The following is an 18662-nucleotide window of genomic DNA, read 5'->3' on the forward strand; positions in this document are numbered from 1 at the left end:
GCCTGGATCGCCGGTCCTGCTGGTCCGCCGGGCCGTGGCCCCGGGATGCCGAGGGCCCGTGCGCGCCGGGACGTCCGGGCCGGCCCATTCAGGGCCGGCCCGGACGCCGGATGTCAGACGAGGTCGAACCGGTCCAGGTTCATGACCTTGTCCCAGGCGGCGACGAAGTGCGACACGAACTTCGCGTGCGCGTCGTCGCTCGCGTAGACCTCCGCGAGCGCGCGCAGCTCGGAGTTCGAGCCGAAGACGAGGTCGGCGCGCGTGCCGGTCCACTTGATCTCGCCGGTGGCGTCGTCGCGGCCCTCGAAGGTGGTCGCGTCCTCGGACGTCGGCGTCCACGTCGTGCCCAGGTCGAGCAGATTGACGAAGAAGTCGTTCGTCAGCGTCCCGGGCGTTTCGGTGAGGACACCGTGCGAGGAACCCTGGTGGGTCGCGCCCAGGGCGCGCAGACCGCCGACGAGGACCGTCAGCTCCGGCGCGCTCAGGGTCAGCAGGTTCGCCCGGTCGAGCAGCAGGTACTCGGCCGGAAGCCGGTTGCCCTTGCCGAGGTAGTTGCGGAAGCCGTCCGCGCGCGGCTCCAGGGCGGCGAAGGACTCCGCGTCGGTGTGCTCGTCCGTCGCGTCGACGCGGCCCGGGGTGAAGGGCACCTGGACGTCGTGACCGGCGTCCTTGGCGGCCTTCTCGACGGCGGCGACGCCGCCGAGGACGATCAGGTCGGCCAGCGAGACGTTCTTGGCACCGGCGTTGAAGTCACGCTGGATGCCCTCCAGCGTGCGCAGCACCGACGCGAGCTGGTCGGGGTCGTTGGCCTCCCAGCCGCGCTGCGGCTCCAGACGGACGCGCGCGCCGTTGGCGCCGCCGCGCTTGTCGCTGCCGCGGAACGTCGAGGCCGACGCCCACGCGGTGGAGACCAGCTCCGAGACCGTCAGGTCCGAGGCGAGGATCTTCGCCTTGAGGGCGGTGACGTCCTCGGCGCCGATGACCTCGCCCTCCGCCTGGGGCAGCGGGTCCTGCCACAGCAGGGTCTCCTCGGGGACCTCCGGGCCGAGGTAGAGGGACTTCGGGCCCATGTCGCGGTGGGTCAGCTTGTACCAGGCCCGCGCGAAGGCGTCCGCGAACTCGGCGGGGTCCTCGTGGAAGCGGCGGGAGATCGGCTCGTAGATCGGGTCGAGGCGCAGCGACAGGTCGGTCGTGAGCATCGAGGGAGCGATCTTCTTCGAGGCGTCGTGGGCGTCCGGGACGGTGCCCTCGCCCGCGCCGTCCTTCGGCTTCCACTGGTTGGCGCCCGCGGGGCTCTGGGTCAGCTCCCACTCGTAACCGAAGAGGTTGTCGAAGAAGCCGTTGCTCCACTGGGTGGGCGTGTTGCTCCAGGTGACCTCCAGGCCGGAGGTGATGGCGTCCGCGCCCTTGCCCGTGCCGTACGTGCTCTTCCAGCCCAGGCCCTGCGCCTCGATCGGGGCGGCCTCGGGGTCGTCGCCGACGCTCTCCGCCGGGCCCGCGCCGTGGGTCTTGCCGAAGGTGTGGCCGCCCGCGATCAGGGCGACCGTCTCCTCGTCGTTCATGGCCATCCGGCGGAAGGTCTCACGGATGTCGCGGGCCGCGGCGAGCGGGTCCGGGTTGCCGTTCGGGCCCTCCGGGTTGACGTAGATGAGGCCCATCTGGACGGCGCCGAGCGGGTTCTCCAGCTCACGGTCGCCGGTGTAGCGCTGGTCGTCGAGCCAGGTTGTCTCGGGACCCCAGTACACGTCCTCCTCGGACTCCCACACGTCCTCGCGGCCGCCGGCGAAGCCGAAGGTGTCGAAGCCCATCTGCTCCAGGGCGACGTTGCCGGTGAGGATCATGAGGTCGGCCCAGGAGAGGTTCTGGCCGTACTTCTTCTTGACGGGCCACAGCAGTCGGCGGGCCTTGTCCAGGTTGACGTTGTCCGGCCAGCTGTTGAGGGGGGCGAAGCGCTGCTGCCCGGCACCGGCGCCGCCGCGGCCGTCGCTGATGCGGTAGGTGCCCGCGCTGTGCCACGCCATGCGGATCATGAAGGGGCCGTAGTTGCCGAAGTCGGCGGGCCACCAGTCCTGCGAGGTCGTGAGCACCTCGGCGATGTCCTGCTTCACGGCCGCGAGGTCGAGGGACCCGAAGGCCGCGGCGTAGTCGAAGTCCGCGCCGAGGGGATTGGCCACGGCGGGGTTCTTGGCAAGGATCTTCAGGTTGAGCCGCTCCGGCCACCACTGGCGGTTTCCACCGCCCTGGGTCGGGTGCGGGGCGCGCCCGTGCGCGACGGGGCAGCCGCCTCCGGCCTCCGTTTTCGCGTCGGTGACGATCGCATCATGGTTCTCAGACATGGGAATCCTTCCGGACGGGGCGGATCTCGGTGCTCAGAGACTGCTGGTGGGGGAACAGCCGGGGCGGGGACCCCGGCGGCCGGCCCCGCAACCATCGACGGAGTCGAAGGGGAGGCCGTGGTCTTCGGACGGGAACAGGCAGGGCGCGCGGCGGGCCGCACAGCCGGAGGCGGGGACGCGGTACACCGCTCACGGCCGGCCGGCTGGACCGGTCCGACACGGGGTACGAGTCCTGCCACGGCGAGCGGACGGAGGGCCGTGCGCGACGTGAAGGGGAATACGGCTCCGGGTCGGCACACCCCGGCACTGAACGCGCCGTCGCCGGGGTGGCCCAGGGTTCCGGGAGGGTCCCGGGCAGCGTGTCATGGGCGGCCGTCACGTGCAGGCCGGCGCCGCGTGGTTCCACGGCGGTGGTCCCGACATCTCTGTCTCTCCTGCCCGTACTGGAGTCTTCCTGTCCCTTGGCCAGTGCCAAAACCGATCCTACAATGGACAGAGTCCAAGTCAAGAAGGACGCCAAACGCGTATCCGATCGGACCCAGGATGCACACCGATAAACTGCGGGTTCCCACTGATCCTGAAAAGGTGAACCGATATGAGTGACCTGCTGGAGCGACTGCGAGGGCGTGGCTGGCGGATGACCTCCCAGCGGCGTGTCGTTGCGGAGGTCCTCGACGGCGAGCACGTGCACCTCACGGCCGACGAGGTGCACGCCCGCGCCGCGGAGCGACTGCCCGAGATCTCCCGGGCGACCGTCTACAACGCCCTGGGGGAGCTGGTCTCCCTCGGCGAGGTCATCGAGGTCTCCACCGACGGCCGCGCCAAGCGCTACGACCCCAACGCCCACCACCCGCACCAGCATCTGGTGTGCTCCAGCTGCGGCACCGTGCGTGACGTCCACCCGACCGGAAACCCGCTGGCCGACCTTCCGGCGACGGAACGATTCGGATTCACGGTGGCCGCCGTCGAGGTCACCTACCGGGGGCTGTGCCCTTCGTGCGCCTAGGCTCCGGACGGACCCCGTCCGGCGGCCGGCGGGCGCGTCCGTGATCCGTCCGGCGGCGCGCGGCCCTGTGGCGGCTCGCCCCGTGATGCCTAAGCTTCCGCCGTGAACGACACCACACAGGGCACGACACAGGACAGCACGCAGGACGTCGCCCAGGAGATACGGATCAGGCCGGGCGGCCCGGCCGACGCGCAGGCCATTCTGGACATGCTCGACGCGGCGGTGGTCTGGATGAACGGCCGCGGCAACACCGAGCAGTGGGGCACCACCCCGTACTCGCGGACGTCGGGCGGGGCGGAGCGGGTCCATCGGTACACGACCGAGTGCGCCCCCTACATCGCGGAGTCGGACGGAACACCCGTCGGAGCCATGGTGCTGGACTCCGGGCCCAGCCCGCAGATGCCGATCGAGCCCGCCGGGGAACCCGAGCGGTACGTCCGGCTCTTGGTGTCCGACCGGCGCTGCGCCGGCCGGGGCATCGGGGCGGCGCTGCTGGCCCACGCCGCCGAGGAGACCCGGCGGGCCGGCGTCGCGTTGCTGCGGGTCGACTGCTGGGCGGGCGGCGGGGGCGAACTGGTCGCGTTCTACGAGCGCGAGGGATTCACCCCCACCGACCCCTTCCTGTCCGGGACCTGGCCGGGCCAGGTGCTGGCCCGGCGGATCGGCCCACCGCTCGGACAGGGCGATCAGGCGAGGTAGTCGGCGACCAGCGTGGCGAACTCCTCCGGTGCGGCGAGTCTGATTCCGAGGGTCTCGGCCTTGGCGCGCTTGGATCCCGCGCCCTCTCCGGCGACGACCAGGGTGGTCTTCTTCGACACGCTGGAGGAGGAACGCCCGCCCGCCCGCTCGATGAGCTCGTTCATCTGGTTGCGGCTGAGCTGCTCCAGGACCCCGGTCATCGCGCCGGTGACCACCACCGTCATCCCGGCCAGCGGCCCGCCCGCGGCTTCGTCGCCCTCCGCGCTCGGGTCGTCCTCGCCTGCCGGAGCGGGCGGGGTGGCGCCGGGCTCGGTCATGTTGACCCCGGCGGCGACGAGTTTGTCGATGAGCGGGGCGAGTTCGGCCAGTTCGGCGACGATCGAGGGGGCCTTCTCGGTGCCGATGCCCTCGACCCGCTGCATCGTTTCCGCATCCGCCGCGCGCACCAGCTCCATGGTCGCGAAGTACCGGGCGATACGCCGGGACATGGAACGGCCGGTGCCGCGCACACCCAGCGCGCACAGCACCCGCGACAGCGGCTGGCCCTTGGCCGCCTCGATCGCCGCGAGGAGGTTGTCGGTGCTGGTCTCGCCCATGCGCTCCAGACCGAGTAGCTGATCGCGGGTCAGACCGAACAGATCGGCGAGATCGGCGGCCAGACCGGCCTCGACGAGCTGGACGACCCGCGTATGGCCGAGGCCCTCGATGTCGAGCTGGTCGCGGCCGGCGGCGTACGAGAGCGCGGCGACCAGATGGCAGTTGCGGCCCTGCTCGCAGCGCCAGCGCTGCTCGCTGGTGTCGATGGCGGATCCGCAGTTCGGGCAGGCCTCGGGGAAGACGATGGGCTGTTCCTCGCCGGTGCGCAGATGGGCCACGGGCGCTTCGACGCGGGGGATCACGTCTCCGGCGCGGTGGACCATCACATGGTCGCCCAGCCGCAGATCGCGACGCGTGATGTCCGCCGGGTTGTGGAGGGTGGCGTACGTGATGGTCGAGCCGTCGATCTCGACCGGTTCCAGCACCGCGCGCGGGGCGATGATGCCCGTACGGCCGACGTTCCACTCCACGGCCAGCAGCCGGGTGATCTTCTCGACGGCGGGGAGCTTGTAGGCGATCGCCCAGCGCGGTGCGCGGGTACCGGATCCGGCGGCCCGCTGGTCGGCGGCGAGGTCGGCCTTGATGACGATGCCGTCGATGCCGAACGGCAGCTCGGCGCGCAGCGCCCCGATCTCCTGGACGCGGGCGAGGACCTGCCCGGCGGTCGCCGCCGTGATGCCGGGGACGGCGGTGCCCGCGGTGGTGTTCACGCCCAACTCGGCTGCCCGTGCCATGAGTTCGCTGTGCGCGAGCTCGTCCAGCCGGGCGGCCGTATCGGCATCGGTGCCGGGCACCGGCAGAAGGCCGTAGCCGAAGAAGGTCATCGGAACGGTGTAGGCACGCTCCTTGGCGCGCAGGGTGCCCGCCGCGGCGTTGCGCGGGTTCGCGAACGGCTGCCCGCCGTGCGCGGTGCGCACCTCGTTGGCGTGCTCGAACTGCGCTGTCGTCATGAGGACTTCGCCGCGCGCCTCCAGCGTGAGGGGCTCGGCCAGCTCACCGGGGAGGCCCTCGATCGTTCCGATCGCGTGCGACACGTCCTCACCGGCCGTCCCGTCCCCGCGGGTGACCAGTTGCGTCAGCCGGCCCTGGCTGTAGCGCGCGGCGATGGCCAGGCCGTCGAGCTTCGGCTCGACACTGAACTGCTCCACCTCGTGGCCGGTCCGGCGGGTCAGCGACACCGTCCAGGCGGTGAACTCCTCGGGCGAGAACACATTGTCCAGGCTCAGCATCGCCACCGTGTGCGGGACGTCTCCCTCGACGGCGCCGCCCGCGACCTTCCCGGTCGGCGAGTCGGGCAGCACCTGATCGGGATGTCCGGCCTCCCACACGGCGATGCCGCGCACGAGCCGGTCGTACGCGTCGTCGTCCAGCACGGACGTGCCGCCCTCGTAATAGGCGGCCGACGCCTTCAACGCGTCCTCGACGGCCTGCGCGTAGGCGACGGCATCCACGATCACTGCGACTGGTGTTGTCATACCCGTCATCCTGCCTGCCACCACTGACAATGCCCTCCCGCCGACCCGCCCGCCCCGGCAAGGTCCCGCTGGCACATGTGAGACGTGGCGCTTTGGTGCCAGCCGCCGGGCGTTCCCCCGGGCCGGCGGGCACCGGTAAGACCTAGCCATGATCTCCCTCATACCGCACCGCCCACGAGGCAGACGGGCCATCGCGGCAGCGGCGGCCGTCGCCGCCGTTCTCACCACCCTCACCGGTCAGGCGGGCGCCGCGAACAGTGCGCCCAAGGCTCCCGCCGCCCCGTCCCGCACCGGCGCCGACCGCACCGTCACGCTGATCACCGGCGACGTGGTCAAGGTGATGGACCTCGGCGGAGGCAAGCACTCCGTCGACGTACGACGCCCGCGCGGCGCCACCGGCGGCGTCCGCACCGAGACGGTCGGCAAGGACCTCTACGTCTACCCGGACGAGGCGTTGCCCTATCTCGCCGCGAACCGGCTCGACCGGCGCCTCTTCGACGTCACCTCGCTCATCGAGCAGGGCTACGACGATCAGCACAGCTCCGGACTTCCGCTGATCCTCGGATACCGCGACAAGGTGGAGGCGACGCCCACCGGCACCACCAAGGTGCGGTCGCTGAAGAGCGTCAACGGCACCTCCGTCAGGGCCTCCAAGAAGCAGGCCGGGAAGCTCTGGAGATCGGTCGCCACCGACACCCCCGCGCAGCGGCCCTCGCTGAAGGACGGCCTGTCCAAGATCTGGCTGGACGGCAGGGTCAAGGCCACCTTGAAGGACAGCACCGCGCAGATCGGCGCGCCGGCCGCCTGGAAGGCCGGTCTCGACGGCAAGGGCGTCAAGGTCGCGGTGCTCGACACCGGTGCCGACAGCCATCACCCGGACCTGGCCGGCCGGATCAGCGAATCGGCCAGCTTCGTACCCGGTGAGTCCGCCGAGGACGGGCACGGACACGGGACCCACACCGCTTCCACCGTGGCCGGCAGCGGAGCCGCCTCCGACGGGGCCGAGAAGGGCGTGGCGCCCGGCGCCGACCTGCTGATCGGCAAGGTGCTCGCCAACGAGGGGTACGGAGACGACTCCTGGGTCATCGCGGGCATGGAATGGGCGGTGGACCAGGGCGCCAAGGTCGTGAGCATGAGCCTCGGCGGCGACCAGCCCACGGACGGCACCGACCCGATGAGCGAGGCACTGGACCAGCTCAGCGAGAAGAGCGGCGCGCTGTTCGTCGTGGCCGCGGGCAACACCGGCACGGAAGCGTCCATGAGTGCCCCGGGCGCCGCCGACGACGCGCTGACCGTGGCCGCGGTGGACTCCGACGACCAGCTCGCGTACTTCTCGTCCACGGGCCCGCGCTACGGCGACTACGCCCTCAAGCCGGACATCGCCGCACCCGGCGTCGACATCCTCGCCGCTAAGGCCGGGGGCAGCGCCGAGACCGGCTGGTACCAGACGATGAGCGGCACCTCGATGGCCACCCCGCACGTCGCCGGCGCGGCCGCGATCCTCGCCCAGGAACACCCGGAATGGAAAGCGCCCCAGCTCAAGGACGCGCTGATGAGCACCGCCAAGGAGCTCCCCGATCTGACCGCCTATCAGGTCGGCGCGGGCCGGGTGGACGTGGCGGCTTCCGCCGACGCCACCGTGACCGCCACCGGCTCGGCGTACTTCGGCTTCGACGCCTGGCCGCACAACGGCCCGGCGACCGTCGACCGCACGCTCACCTACCGCAACACCGGTGACAGCGCCGTCACCCTGAACCTCGCCCTCACCGCGTCCGTGGCCGGCGGCCCCTACGACGTCGACCCGGGCGCGGACGCCGGAACCCCGGCGCCCGCCGGGATGTTCTCCCTCTCCGCCGACTCCGTGACCGTCCCCGCGCACGGCACCGCCTCCGTCACCGCCACCGCGCGGCCGAACCTCGGCGCGAACGGCCGCCGTTACCTCGGACGGGTGTCCGCGAGCGACGCGTCGGGCACTGTGCGCGCCCGCACCCAGGTCGGGCTGTACCGGGAGGAGGAGCGCTACTCGCTCGACATCACACTCAAGGACCGCTCCGGCGAACCCGCCTCCGGATACGTCCAGTTGCAGCGCTTCGGCACCGACGCCGAACCGCAGTACATCTCGGTGGACGCGACCGGCAGCGCGACCGTGCGGCTACAGGCCGGCACGTACAGCGCCCTGAGCTATCTCGACGTCGCCGGCAGCCACGGCCCGGACTCGCTCGGCATGGCGCTGCTCGGTGATCCGCAGATCGTCCTCGACCACGACCGGAAGCTGGACCTCGACGGCAGCAGGACCCGCGAGGTCACGGCGGTGGTGCCGCGCAGGTCCGAGGACCGGATGCTCTACATGAACTGGTACCGCTCTGACGGCGGACTCAGCACCGTGGACTCCGAGTACCTTCTGCCGCCCACGTACGACAGCATGTTCGTGCTGCCCACGCGGAAGGTGACCCAGGGCACCTTCGAGTACGAGACCCGCTGGCGCAAGGCCTACCCGCTGCTCTCACTGAACCACGACGGCAAGGCCGTCACCGTCCTCGGCCAGAGCGGATCCGCCTTCTACGACGGCCGGAAGCGGCTGGACGTGGTCTACGCCGGGGCCGGCGCCCCCGCCGACTACGCGGGGCTGCGCGTCAAGGGCAAGGTGGTCCTCGTGACCCGTTCCGACGCGGTCACCGGTACCCAGCGCGCCCAGGCGGCGGCCGACGCCGGGGCCGGACTCCTGCTCGTCGTCAACGACGGGCCCGGCAAGCTCCTGGAATGGGTGGGCACCGACGAGGGCGCCTACAGCGCCGTCCCGGTCGCCTCGCTGACCGCGAACGAAGGCGCTCCGCTGATCGCGCAGGCCCAGCGCGGCTCCCTGCGCCTGAACGTCGAGGGAGCGCCCAACTCGCCGTACGTGTACGACCTCGTAGCCCCGCACCCGGGCCGGATTCCCGACACGGGTCTGACCTACCGGCCGAAGGCCTCCGAACTGGCCGTCGTGGACATGCGTTTCCACGGCACCACCAAGTACCCCAGCGGCGAATACCGTTGGGACTACCGGCCCTACCGCACCTACGCCCTCGGGTTCCCGCTGCGTACGGACATGCCCGCGACGCGTACGGACTACCTGTCGGCGCAGCCGGGCACCTCGTGGGCCGAGGACTCGATCACGGGGCCGAACCTGGCTCTGGAGTCACGCGGCGGAATGATCACCTACAAGGCCGGCAAACGGGTCACCAGTGACTGGTTCGCCCCGATCGCGCATCCGCGCAACGGCAGCGGCTTCTGGTGGTCGGAGCGGCAGCAGGGCTTCGTGTCCTTCAACGTCCAGCCCTGGACGGACAACGGGCCCGACCACGGCGGTTACATGCAGGACGGCGACGACAGCCTGGACTTCAAGGTGTACCAGGACGGTGAGCTGGTGGCGACCTCGGCCTGGGCGTCGGCGACGCTGTATCCGGTCCCGACCGTGCCCTCCACGTACACCCTCGACCTGCACGCCGAACGCGACGCGAGCGCCTACCCGTTGTCGCCCCGCACGCACACCGTGTGGAAGGTGCGATCGGCGCCGGTGACCGATCCGACGGAGATCGACCGGATGGCGCTGATGCAGTTGGACTACAGCGTCGCCACCGACCTCGCGGGCGACGCGCGCGGCGGCCGGCAGACCCTCGGCCTGACGGGGTCGAACCTGCCGGACGCGGCGGGCGCCGGACGGGTCGCCGGCGCCACACTCTCTGTCTCCTACGACGACGGCCGCCACTGGAAGCCGGTCCGCCTGGACCGTACGGCCACGGGCCACTGGACCGCCCGATTCGACGCCCCGCACAGCGGATTCGTCTCTCTTGAGGCCCGTACTTGGGACGATGCGGGCAACAGCGTCACGCAGGAGGTGACACGAGCCTACGGCTTGAAGTAGACCTTGGCGCATACGTGCGATCGGCCGGGCCCGGGCTTCCACAGCCCCGGGCCCGACCGGCGTCACCTGCGACGTCAAGGAGTGGCCCATGCTCGCCGCGCTCGGTCTCGGCCCGGCCGAGGAGGAGGTCTACCGCCTCCTGGTGGCCCGTGGCCGGGCCGCCGTCCATGAACTGGCCGCCGACGGCGGTCGCCCCGAGTCCGAGACGCGTGAGATCCTCACCGCTCTGGCCGGGCGCGGCCTGGTCGTCCTCCAGGCGGTCGAGGGCGCGGCCACCCTGTTCGTGGCAGCGCCGCCCGCGGTCGCGCTGGGCGGGGAACTGCGGCGGCGCCGCGACGAGTTGAGCACGGCGGAGCACGCGGTGCTCGCCCTCGCGGAGCAGCACCGCACGGCTGCCGAGGGCGGCGCGGTGGAGGTGATCAGCGACATCGACGCGGTACGGCACCGGTTCCGGCAGCTCCAGGAGTCCGCCCGGCACGAGGTACGGTCGATGATGGTGCCTGAACTCGCCGTCGTGCCGCCCAGCGCCAACGCCGCCGAGCGGGCCGGAGTACGTCGTGGCGTGCAGTACCGGACGATCGTGCACCGGGAGGCGCTGACCGAGCCCGGAATGGTCGCCCAGGCCCTCGCCGACCTGGCGGCCGGACAGCGGATCGGGGTCGCCGACGACGTCCCGGTCAAACTCATCATCGCGGACCGTGAATTGGCGATGCTTCCCCTGCTCAGCGGCCGCAACACCGCGGCCGCCTCGGTGCTGGTGCACGCCGGAGGGCTGCTGGACGCGCTGGTCGCCTATTTCGAACTGGCCTGGGGGCAGGCGTATTCGCTGTCGCCCCACACGACGGGCGACGGCTTCGCCGAGCAACGCCCCGACGCCATAGACGAGTTCGACTCCCGGATGCTCGCCCTGGTCCTCGCGGGACTCACCGACCAGGCGGTCGGTGCGCGGCTCGGCGTCTCCCGCCGCACTGTTCAGCGGCGCATCGGTGAACTCATGGCGCGCGCGGGTGCGGAGAGCCGCATCCAGCTCGGCTGGCACGCCGCGCGCAAGGGCTGGGCCTGACGGGCCACCCGGTGGCCGTTCCGGGCGTCAGTGTCCCCGGACGGCGGGCGAGGGGCGCGCGGACCGGGTGATGACGAGGTCCGGTTCGCGCGGACCGGGAGGCAGGCCCGTGTCGAGGTCGGCCTGGCGCAGTTCGGCCAGCAACTCGGTCTGGCCGGAGAGCAGTTCGGTGAGGATGCGGCGGGCGGCGCGCAGGAGTTCGGCTACATCGCCGCCGGCGAGCGCGTAACTGACGGTGGAACCCTCGCGGATGGACACCACGATGCCCGAGCGGCGCAGTACGGCCAGTTGCTGCGAGAGGTTGGAGGGTTCGATCTCGATCTCGCTGAGCAGGTCGCGCACCGAGACGGGGCCGCTCTGCAGCAGTTCCAGAACCCGGATGCGCACAGGGTGTCCGAGCATGCGGAAGAACTCGGCCTTGGCCTGGTAGAGGGGGACCTGCCTGGTCAAAACGTTCGCTCCCTGCCGCCTGGGACGGGCTGATTCTCCGGCTGGTGCGGTGGCGGTCTGCGCGCCCTCCGCGAGCGGTGCCGTAAGGACCGATCCTCGCGGCTCCACCTCCGCACACCCACGGGATTGACTCGATCTGGATGTACCTAATTGAAGAAGTCTTCAAGTCATGGGCATGCGGAGGCGCGGAGAAGGTGGCTGCCTACACCTCTAGTTCGGCCTCGATGCGGGCCAGCTGATGACGGGCCATGGCCAGGTTGGACGTCGCCTTGTTGAGCACCAGGTACAGGAACAGCCCGTTGCCGTCACGGCTCTTGAGCGGCCGGAGGAGGTGGTACTGGTCCGCGAGCGTGATCAGTACGTCTTCGATCTTGCTCTTGAGACCGAGGTGCTCCATGGTGCGCACCTTGGCCCGGATCACGTCGGTGTTGCCCGCTGCCGCGACCGACAGGTTGAGTTCCTTGCCGCCCCCCAGCGTGCCCAGTGCCATGCCGCTCGTGTAGTCGACGAGAGCGGCGCCCATCGCACCCTCGATGGACGTCATCGTCTCCTTGAGGGAGATCTCCACATTTGCCATACCGATGTCTCCTCCTGGTCACTGCGCGGGCGGAGGAGTTCCCGCCCGGTCAGTGACCAGGACACTACGTACCGTCCGCGGCGGGCAGCCGAGTTGTTTCGGGACTGGCGGAAGGAGCATCGAAATGTACGTCGGCACAGGCTCTATTGATCACTGTTGTGCGGTCGATGACCATGGATCACGGGCGCGGAGGAAGGTCCGGTGGCGTGCGGTCGGCGGACGGGGCTCACCCGGCGGCCGAAGCCCGTGAGGCCGCCGTACGCGTCGCGAAGTCCGCGAACCAGGCCAGCATCTCGGGGTGGGTGATGGATCCCTCGCTGCTGACCTCGGAGCTGCGGGCGCCCTGGAGGATGCGCTTGACCGGGACTTCGAGCTTCTTGCCGGTGAGGGTGCGGGGCACGGCGGGGACCGGCACGATCGCGTCGGGCACATGGCGCGGGGAGAGCCGGCTCCTGATGGCTGTGGCGATCCGCCGGCGCAGGCCGTCGTCGAGCGCGGTGCCCTCGGCCGGCACGACGAACAGCGGCATGAAGTAGTCGCCGTCGGACTGTTCCACACCGATGACGAGACTGTCGGCGATCTCCGGGAGCTGGTCGACGACGGCGTAGATGTCGGCGGAGCCCATGCGGACGCCCGAGCGGTTCAGGGTGGAGTCGGAGCGGCCCGCGACGACGACGGACAGATCGGTGTCGATCGTGACCCAGTCGCCGTGCCGCCACACTCCGGGGTAGGTGTCGAAGTAACTGGCCCGGTAGCGGGCGCCGTCGGGGTCGCCGACGAAGCGGAGCGGCATGGACGGCAGCGGCGCGGTCACCACCAACTCACCCTGCTCGCCCGTCAGAGGGTGCCCCTGAGCGTCCCACGAGGCCATGGCGACCCCCAGTGCGGGGGCCTGGATACGGCCCACGCGGACGGGCAGCAGCGGGGTGCTTCCCGCGAGGACCGAGCAGACGTCCGTACCGCCGCAGATGGACTGGAGCCGCACACCGGGTGTCAGCCGGTCGTGGACCCAGCGCCAGGTGCTGGGCGGCAGCGTCGACCCGGTCTGGAGGACGGTGCGCAGGCTGTCGAGTCCGAACATGTCCGCGGGACGCGAGTCCGCCTTCTCCCCGGCGGTGAGATACGCGGCACCCAGGCCGACCACGGTCGCGCCGGTCCACTCGGCGATCCGCCAGGCGCCGTCGATGTCGGGAAAGGTCGGGCTGCCGTCGTACAGGATGACGGTGCTGCCGTGCAGCAGCCCGCCGACCAGGAAGTTCCACACCATCCAACTGGTGGAGGTGATGAAGAGATAGCGGTCGTCGGCGCGCAGATCGACTCCCAGGCCCAGAGCCTTGAGGAGTTCGACCACGATGCCGCCGTGCCCCTGGACGATCCCCTTCGGTATCCCCGTCGTTCCCGACGACCACAGGATCCACAACGGGTGGTCGAAGGGAACGTCGGCGAACTCCAGCTCCTCGTCTGCCACCGGCAGCGCGGACCAGGCGTGCTGTTCGACGTCGGACCGTCCCGACCACGGCTCGGCCGGGACCGCGAAGAGGCTGTCGACGGCGAGGAGGTGGCGGACGGTGGGCAGACCGTCAGCGAGCTCGGCGACGTCCGGGCGCTTGTCGTAGTCCTTGCCGCCGTAGCGGTATCCGTCCGCGGCCACGAGGACCGTCGGCCGTGCCTGGCGGAGCCGCGCGAGCACGCTGGGCGTGCCGAAGTCGGGGGAGCAGGCCGTCCATACGGCGCCGACGGCGGCCGTGGCCAGCAGCGCCACCACGGTCTGGCGGAGGTTGGGGAGGTATCCGGCCACGCAGTCGCCGGGCTCCACACCCATGCGGCGCAGGGCCGCCGCGACATCGGTGACCTGCCGGCGCAGCTCGTGCCAGGAGATGTCCTCGGGAGTGCCGCCCTCGGTCAGGCAGACGAGCGCGGGGCGGGCGTCCGTGGCCTGGGCGAAGCAGCGTTCGGCGAAGTTGAGCCGGGCGCCGGGAAACCAGTCGGCTCCCGGCATCGACGCCTCGCCGAGCACCTTGTCGTAATCGGTGACCGCGTCCAGCCCGTAGAACTCCCACACCGCCGACCAGAATCCAGCGAGGTCGGTGGAACTCCACCGCCACAACTCGGCGTAGTCGGAGAAGTGGAGTCCCCGTACCTCGCTCACCCAGTCCATGAAGCACGCGACGTTGGAGTCCTCCAACTCACGGCGACCGGGGGACCACAGCAGGTCGGTGTCGGTGTTCATCGGTTTTCCTTCGTGGATGCCCCGGCCTTCGGGCCGGGGTGGGGGTACCTCCCGCTTGCGGGGGAGAAACGGACTCCTGCGGAGCAGGGAAGCGAAAGACGATTCGCCGCCAGGGCGGATCGCCGCTCACCACCTGTAGTCAGCAGGCGGTCACAATGTGTTGTAGTAGTTTGTGAGTCATGACCACTCAGGTGAAGCGGGCGTTCAAATACCGCTTCTATCCGACGGACGCGCAGGCGGCCGAGCTGTCGCGCACCTTCGGATGTGTGCGCAAGGTCTACAACCTGGCTCTCGAGGCCCGTACCGTCGCGTGGTACCAGCGCCGGGAGAGGGTCAACTACAACGCGACCTCGGCGATGCTCACCGCGTGGAAGAAGACCGAGGAACTCACCTACCTCTCCGAGGTGTCCTCGGTGCCGTTGCAGCAGTGCCTGCGGCACCTGCAAGGAGCGTTCGCCGGTTTCTTCGAGGGACGGGCGAAGTACCCGCGCTTCAAGTCGCGCAAGAAGTCCCGCCGTTCGGCGGAGTACACCAGCTCGGCTTTTCGCTACCTCGACGGCAGGCTCACGCTCGCCAAGATGCGTAAGCCGCTGGACATCGTGTGGTCCCGGCCGCTGCCCGAAGGTGCGCAGCCGTCGACTGTGACCGTGTCCCAGGACGCGGCTGGGCGCTGGTTCGTGTCGCTGCTCTGCGACGACACGATCACCCCCGGCCCGGCCACCACGGCCGCGGTCGGGATCGACGCGGGGATCACCTCACTGGTGACCCTGTCCACCGGGGAGAAGATCACCAACCCCCGGCACGAACGCCGCGACCGCGCCCGCCTGGGGAAGGCCCAGCGGGAACTGTCCCGCAAGGCCAAGGGCGACGGCAAGAACCGGGCCAAGGCGCGCCGCAAGGTCGCCAAGGTCCATGCCCGGATCGCCGACCGACGGCGCGACTTCCTGCACAAGCTGACCACGCGTCTCGTCCGTGAGAACCAAACGGTCGTGATCGAGGACCTCGCCGTCCGCACCATGGTCAAGAACGCCAAACTCGCCCGCGCCATCTCGGACGCGGCCTGGCGTGAGCTGCGGACGATGCTGGAGTACAAGTGCGCCTGGTACGGGCGCGAACTCGTCGTGATCGACCGCTGGTTCCCCAGCTCGAAACTGTGCGGGGCCTGCGGCACGGTCCGGGCGAAACTGCCGCTGAACGTCCGCGAGTGGACGTGCGACTGCGGCACAGTGCACGACCGCGACGCGAACGCGGCGCAGAACGTTCTCGCGGCCGGGCCGGCCGTGTCTGCCTGTGGAGACGGTGTAAGACCTCAACGGGAGTCCTCCCGGACGGGGCGGTCGTCGGTGAAGCAGGAACCCCAGCGGGCGACCGCTGGAACCCCCCGCCCTTAGGCGGGGGAGGAAGCCAACGGTTGCCTTTCTGGGCTGGGACGCGGCGTTCAGCCGGTTTCTTCTATTTCACGGAGCAGTTCCTCCGCGCGCGGCCAAGGGCCGTAGCCGGACGCGGGGTTGAGATGGCCGGCCTCGCCGAGGTCCACCAGCCGGCCGCCCCAGTCACGGGCCAGTTCGGTGACCCGCTCGACTGTGCCGAGGGGGTCGTTCGAACTGACCGCGACGACGCTGGGGAAGGGCAGCCGCGTCCGGGGCACCGGCGTCCAGCCGTTCTCCGCGAGCGCCTCGGGCCTCGGATAGCCGTCGGGCAACGGGGTCTCGAAGTCCGGCGGTGTCGCGAGCAGCGCTCCGCGCACCTCCGCCGTGCTTCCCAACGCCCAGTGGACCGTGGTGATCACTCCGGCGCTGTGCGCGACGAGGACGACGGGGCCCTCGATCTCCGAGACCACCTTGTCGAGCGCCGCCACGCGGGCCTCGCGGCTCAGGGCGTCCTCGGTGAGCGGCGGGACCGTACGGACGGTGCGTCCGGCCTCGGCCAGCCGGTCCGCCAGCAGGGTCTGCCAGTGCTCCGCGACGTGATCGCGCAGTCCGGGGACGATCACGATCACCGGGTCGGTGGTGGCGCTCACGCGGACACCACCGCGTCCTCCGGCTCCGCCGCCGGGACGGGCTCGGTCGTCAGACGGCGCAGATCACGCTCGTAGAAGTGGCGGCCGATCAGGAAGGCGACGGTGGCGGCGAGCGCCGTGAACGGGATGACCCGCAGGGCGCCGAGCAGTCCCATGTGGTCGGCGAGCGCGCCGGTCACGGCGGGCCCGGGAGCCAGCCCGAGCAGGCTGTTGGCGAGTGTCAGGGTGGCGAAGGCCGTGGCGGAGATGGACGCGGGGGTCAGGTTGGCCACCATGGCGCTCGCGGGACCGGCTGTTCCGGCCGCCAGAAGGGCTCCGGCCGCCAGCGCCGCGAGCTGGAGCGGTCCGGTCGGCAGCCGGAACGCGGCCAGGAGCAGGACGAGGGAGCCGAGGCTGCACGCGATGGCGACCGCCCACTTGCGGATGGGGAAGGCCCGGCTGATGCGGTCCGAGGCGATGCCGCCGGCGATCATGCCGATGCCGATGACGAGGATGAAGACTCCGGCGGTCGCACCCGCCTTGGCGGTGGGCATGTGGTAGTAGCGGTTGAAGAAGCTGGGCAGCCAGGCCATCAGGGAGGCGGCGATGAAGAGCTGGAGACCGCTGCCGACGTAGGCGCTGATCACCGAGACGGAGGAGAACAGCCGGGGCAGCAGGACGCGCAGCCGGCCGCGTGGCCCGGGATCGGTCTCGGCGTCGGTGGAACCGCCCTCCGGCGTCAGCTTCTTCTCGGTGACGACGAGCCCGTAGACCCCCGCCAGCACCAGGCCGAGGATGCCCATGACGCCGAACGCCCACCGCCAGCCGAGGTGTTGGGCGACGGCGCCGCCGATCGACACGCCCAGGACCGATCCGAAGGCGCCGCCCGCGATGAAGGCGCCGGACAGGGTGGCGCGCAGACCGATCGGGAAGATGCTCAGGACGACGGCTATGCCGACACTTCCGTACGCCGCCTCGCCGATGCCGACGAAGAGCCGGCCGACGAACATCTGGTCGTAGCTCGCGGACACCGCGCAGCCGAGGGTCGCCACGCTCCACATCGCCGCGGCGAGCAGCAGGCTCTTCACCCGGCCCCAGCGGTCGGCCATCAGCGACATGGGGAAGGTGAGCAGCCCGACCATGAGGGCGACGACGCCGCTGAGCGAACCGAGCTTGGCGTCCGTGAGCAGCCATTCGCTCTTGAGCAGGGGGAAGACGGCGTTGAGGACCTGCCGGGACATGTAGTCGGACAGCAGCAGGCCGAAACTGAGGGCGAAGACCACCCAGGCATAACGTCGGGTCACGGGCCATCCGGACGAGGCGGTCGTGTCCGTCTCGGGAATGGATCCAGCAGTGGTGTGCAACTCCATTGTCATCACCTCACGCGCTTGGAGGAACGGGGTCAGAACGGTCTGTCGCCGATGATTCCGGCGCGCTCCATCCGGCGGACGGCGGGCCAGTAGTCCTGTACGGCGTAGTGCTGGGTGGAGCGGTTGTCCCAGATGGCGACACTGTTCGGGGTCCAGCGCCAGCGCACCTGGTACTCCGGGATCGCGGCCTGGCTGATCAGGTAGTTGAGCAGGAGGCTCGCGCCGGGGGCGAAGTCCTGCCCGAACCGGATGTTCTCGGGCGTGTGGTAGTTGACGAAGTGGGTGGTGAACGCGTTGACGAAGAGGACCTCCTCGCCGGTCTCCGGGTGGACGCGCACCACCGGGTGCTCCGCGTCCGGGAACCGCTCCTTGAGGGCGTGCCGCTTCTCCTGCGGCATGGCGGCGCCGAACGTGGCCTCGATGCTGTGCCGGGCCCGCAGCCCCCGGATCGTCGTCCGGATGTTCTCCGGCAGCCGGCGGTAGGCCTCGGCCATGTTGACCCAGATCGTGTCCCCGCCGACGGGGGGCCCTTCGATGCAGCGCAGTACGGCGCCCATGGGCGGGCGCTCGCGCCACGTGGCATCGGTGTGCAGGGCTCCCTCGTACGACTCCGCCGGGCTGTCCAGGTCCTTGTAGATCCGCACCAGGCCCGGGTTCTCGGGGTCGCTGCCGGCCACCGGGTGGTCCTCCAGGGCGCCGAAACGCTCGGCGAAGGCGACGTGTTCGGCGCGCGTCATGTCCTGGTCCCGCAGGAACAGCACCTTGTACTGGAGCAGCAGGGCCCTGATCTCTTCGAACAGATCCTCGTCGCGTGAGGCGTCGCCGAGGTTCACTCCGGACAGTTCCGCGCCGATGGTACAGGTCAGCGGTTCGACCCTGATCGAGCCGCGGTTGTGGGCGCGGACCGGCGCGCCCTCACGGGGAGCGAGCGTGTGTTCCATGGTGCTTCCTCCTGG

At 70.6% G+C, this 18662-nt stretch carries 13 protein-coding genes; 5 read left to right on the forward strand and 8 right to left on the reverse strand.

What is annotated here, in order from left to right:
- Positions 1-113: 113 nt before the first annotated feature.
- A complete protein-coding gene (katG, locus tag ACZ6KY_RS03795) occupies positions 114-2336 on the reverse strand; it encodes a catalase/peroxidase HPI (protein WP_469308686.1) in 2223 nt (740 codons plus the stop codon).
- A gap of 595 nt (positions 2337-2931) precedes the next feature.
- Here katG and ACZ6KY_RS03800 point away from each other — a divergent pair.
- Positions 2932-3342 carry a Fur family transcriptional regulator gene (locus tag ACZ6KY_RS03800; protein WP_469308687.1) on the forward strand — a complete coding sequence of 137 codons (411 nt, stop codon included), beginning with the start codon at positions 2932-2934 and terminating at the stop codon, positions 3340-3342.
- Positions 3343-3549: 207 nt separating this feature from the next.
- Complete coding sequence (locus tag ACZ6KY_RS03805; protein ID WP_469308970.1) at positions 3550-4041, forward strand: GNAT family N-acetyltransferase; 492 nt, start codon at positions 3550-3552, stop codon at positions 4039-4041.
- Here the strand turns inward: ACZ6KY_RS03805 and ligA are convergent.
- Positions 4029-6113 (reverse strand): NAD-dependent DNA ligase LigA, encoded by a 2085-nt coding sequence (gene ligA, locus ACZ6KY_RS03810; RefSeq protein WP_469308688.1) that lies wholly within the window; start codon positions 6111-6113, stop codon positions 4029-4031. The two genes, ACZ6KY_RS03805 and ligA, sit on opposite strands and share 13 nt — an antisense overlap.
- A 148-nt stretch (positions 6114-6261) precedes the next feature.
- Between ligA and ACZ6KY_RS03815 the strand changes: the two genes are divergently transcribed.
- Entirely contained in the window at positions 6262-10017 is a 3756-nt protein-coding gene (locus ACZ6KY_RS03815; RefSeq protein WP_469308689.1) for a S8 family peptidase, read from the forward strand.
- 88 nt (positions 10018-10105) lie between these two features.
- On the forward strand, positions 10106-11080 hold the full coding sequence (locus tag ACZ6KY_RS03820; RefSeq protein ID WP_469308690.1) for a helix-turn-helix domain-containing protein: 975 nt from the start codon (positions 10106-10108) through the stop codon (positions 11078-11080).
- A 27-nt stretch (positions 11081-11107) separates the two neighbouring features.
- Here the strand turns inward: ACZ6KY_RS03820 and ACZ6KY_RS03825 are convergent, their stop codons facing one another.
- The 3 genes from ACZ6KY_RS03825 to ACZ6KY_RS03835 all read right to left on the reverse strand — a co-directional run bounded on the left by ACZ6KY_RS03825 (position 11108) and on the right by ACZ6KY_RS03835 (position 14337).
- Positions 11108-11482 (reverse strand): ArsR/SmtB family transcription factor, encoded by a 375-nt coding sequence (locus ACZ6KY_RS03825; RefSeq protein WP_469308971.1) that lies wholly within the window; start codon positions 11480-11482, stop codon positions 11108-11110.
- 250 nt (positions 11483-11732) lie between these two features.
- Positions 11733-12107, reverse strand: coding sequence for a hypothetical protein (locus tag ACZ6KY_RS03830; protein ID WP_365877111.1), 375 nt, complete (start codon positions 12105-12107; stop codon positions 11733-11735).
- A gap of 226 nt (positions 12108-12333) precedes the next feature.
- Positions 12334-14337, reverse strand: coding sequence for an acetoacetate--CoA ligase (locus ACZ6KY_RS03835; protein ID WP_469308691.1), 2004 nt, complete (start codon positions 14335-14337; stop codon positions 12334-12336).
- A gap of 179 nt (positions 14338-14516) precedes the next feature.
- Here ACZ6KY_RS03835 and ACZ6KY_RS03840 point away from each other — a divergent pair, with 179 nt between their 5' ends.
- Positions 14517-15728: an RNA-guided endonuclease InsQ/TnpB family protein gene (locus tag ACZ6KY_RS03840; protein WP_469308692.1), complete on the forward strand. Its 1212-nt coding sequence runs from the start codon at positions 14517-14519 to the stop codon at positions 15726-15728.
- 47 nt (positions 15729-15775) lie between these two features.
- On the opposite strand, the gene ACZ6KY_RS03845 is transcribed toward ACZ6KY_RS03840, so the two are convergent.
- The 3 genes from ACZ6KY_RS03845 to ACZ6KY_RS03855 all read right to left on the reverse strand — a co-directional run bounded on the left by ACZ6KY_RS03845 (position 15776) and on the right by ACZ6KY_RS03855 (position 18647).
- Entirely contained in the window at positions 15776-16357 is a 582-nt protein-coding gene (locus ACZ6KY_RS03845) for an RBBP9/YdeN family alpha/beta hydrolase (RefSeq protein WP_469308693.1), read from the reverse strand.
- Entirely contained in the window at positions 16354-17640 is a 1287-nt protein-coding gene (locus ACZ6KY_RS03850) for an MFS transporter (RefSeq protein ID WP_469308694.1), read from the reverse strand. Before ACZ6KY_RS03850 ends, ACZ6KY_RS03845 begins: the two co-directional genes overlap by 4 nt.
- Positions 17641-17738: 98 nt before the next feature.
- Positions 17739-18647 carry a TauD/TfdA dioxygenase family protein gene (locus tag ACZ6KY_RS03855; protein ID WP_469308695.1) on the reverse strand — a complete coding sequence of 303 codons (909 nt, stop codon included), beginning with the start codon at positions 18645-18647 and terminating at the stop codon, positions 17739-17741.
- Between the last annotated feature and the right edge of the window lie 15 nt (positions 18648-18662).

This window comes from Streptomyces sp. NPDC042002, assembly GCF_055588305.1.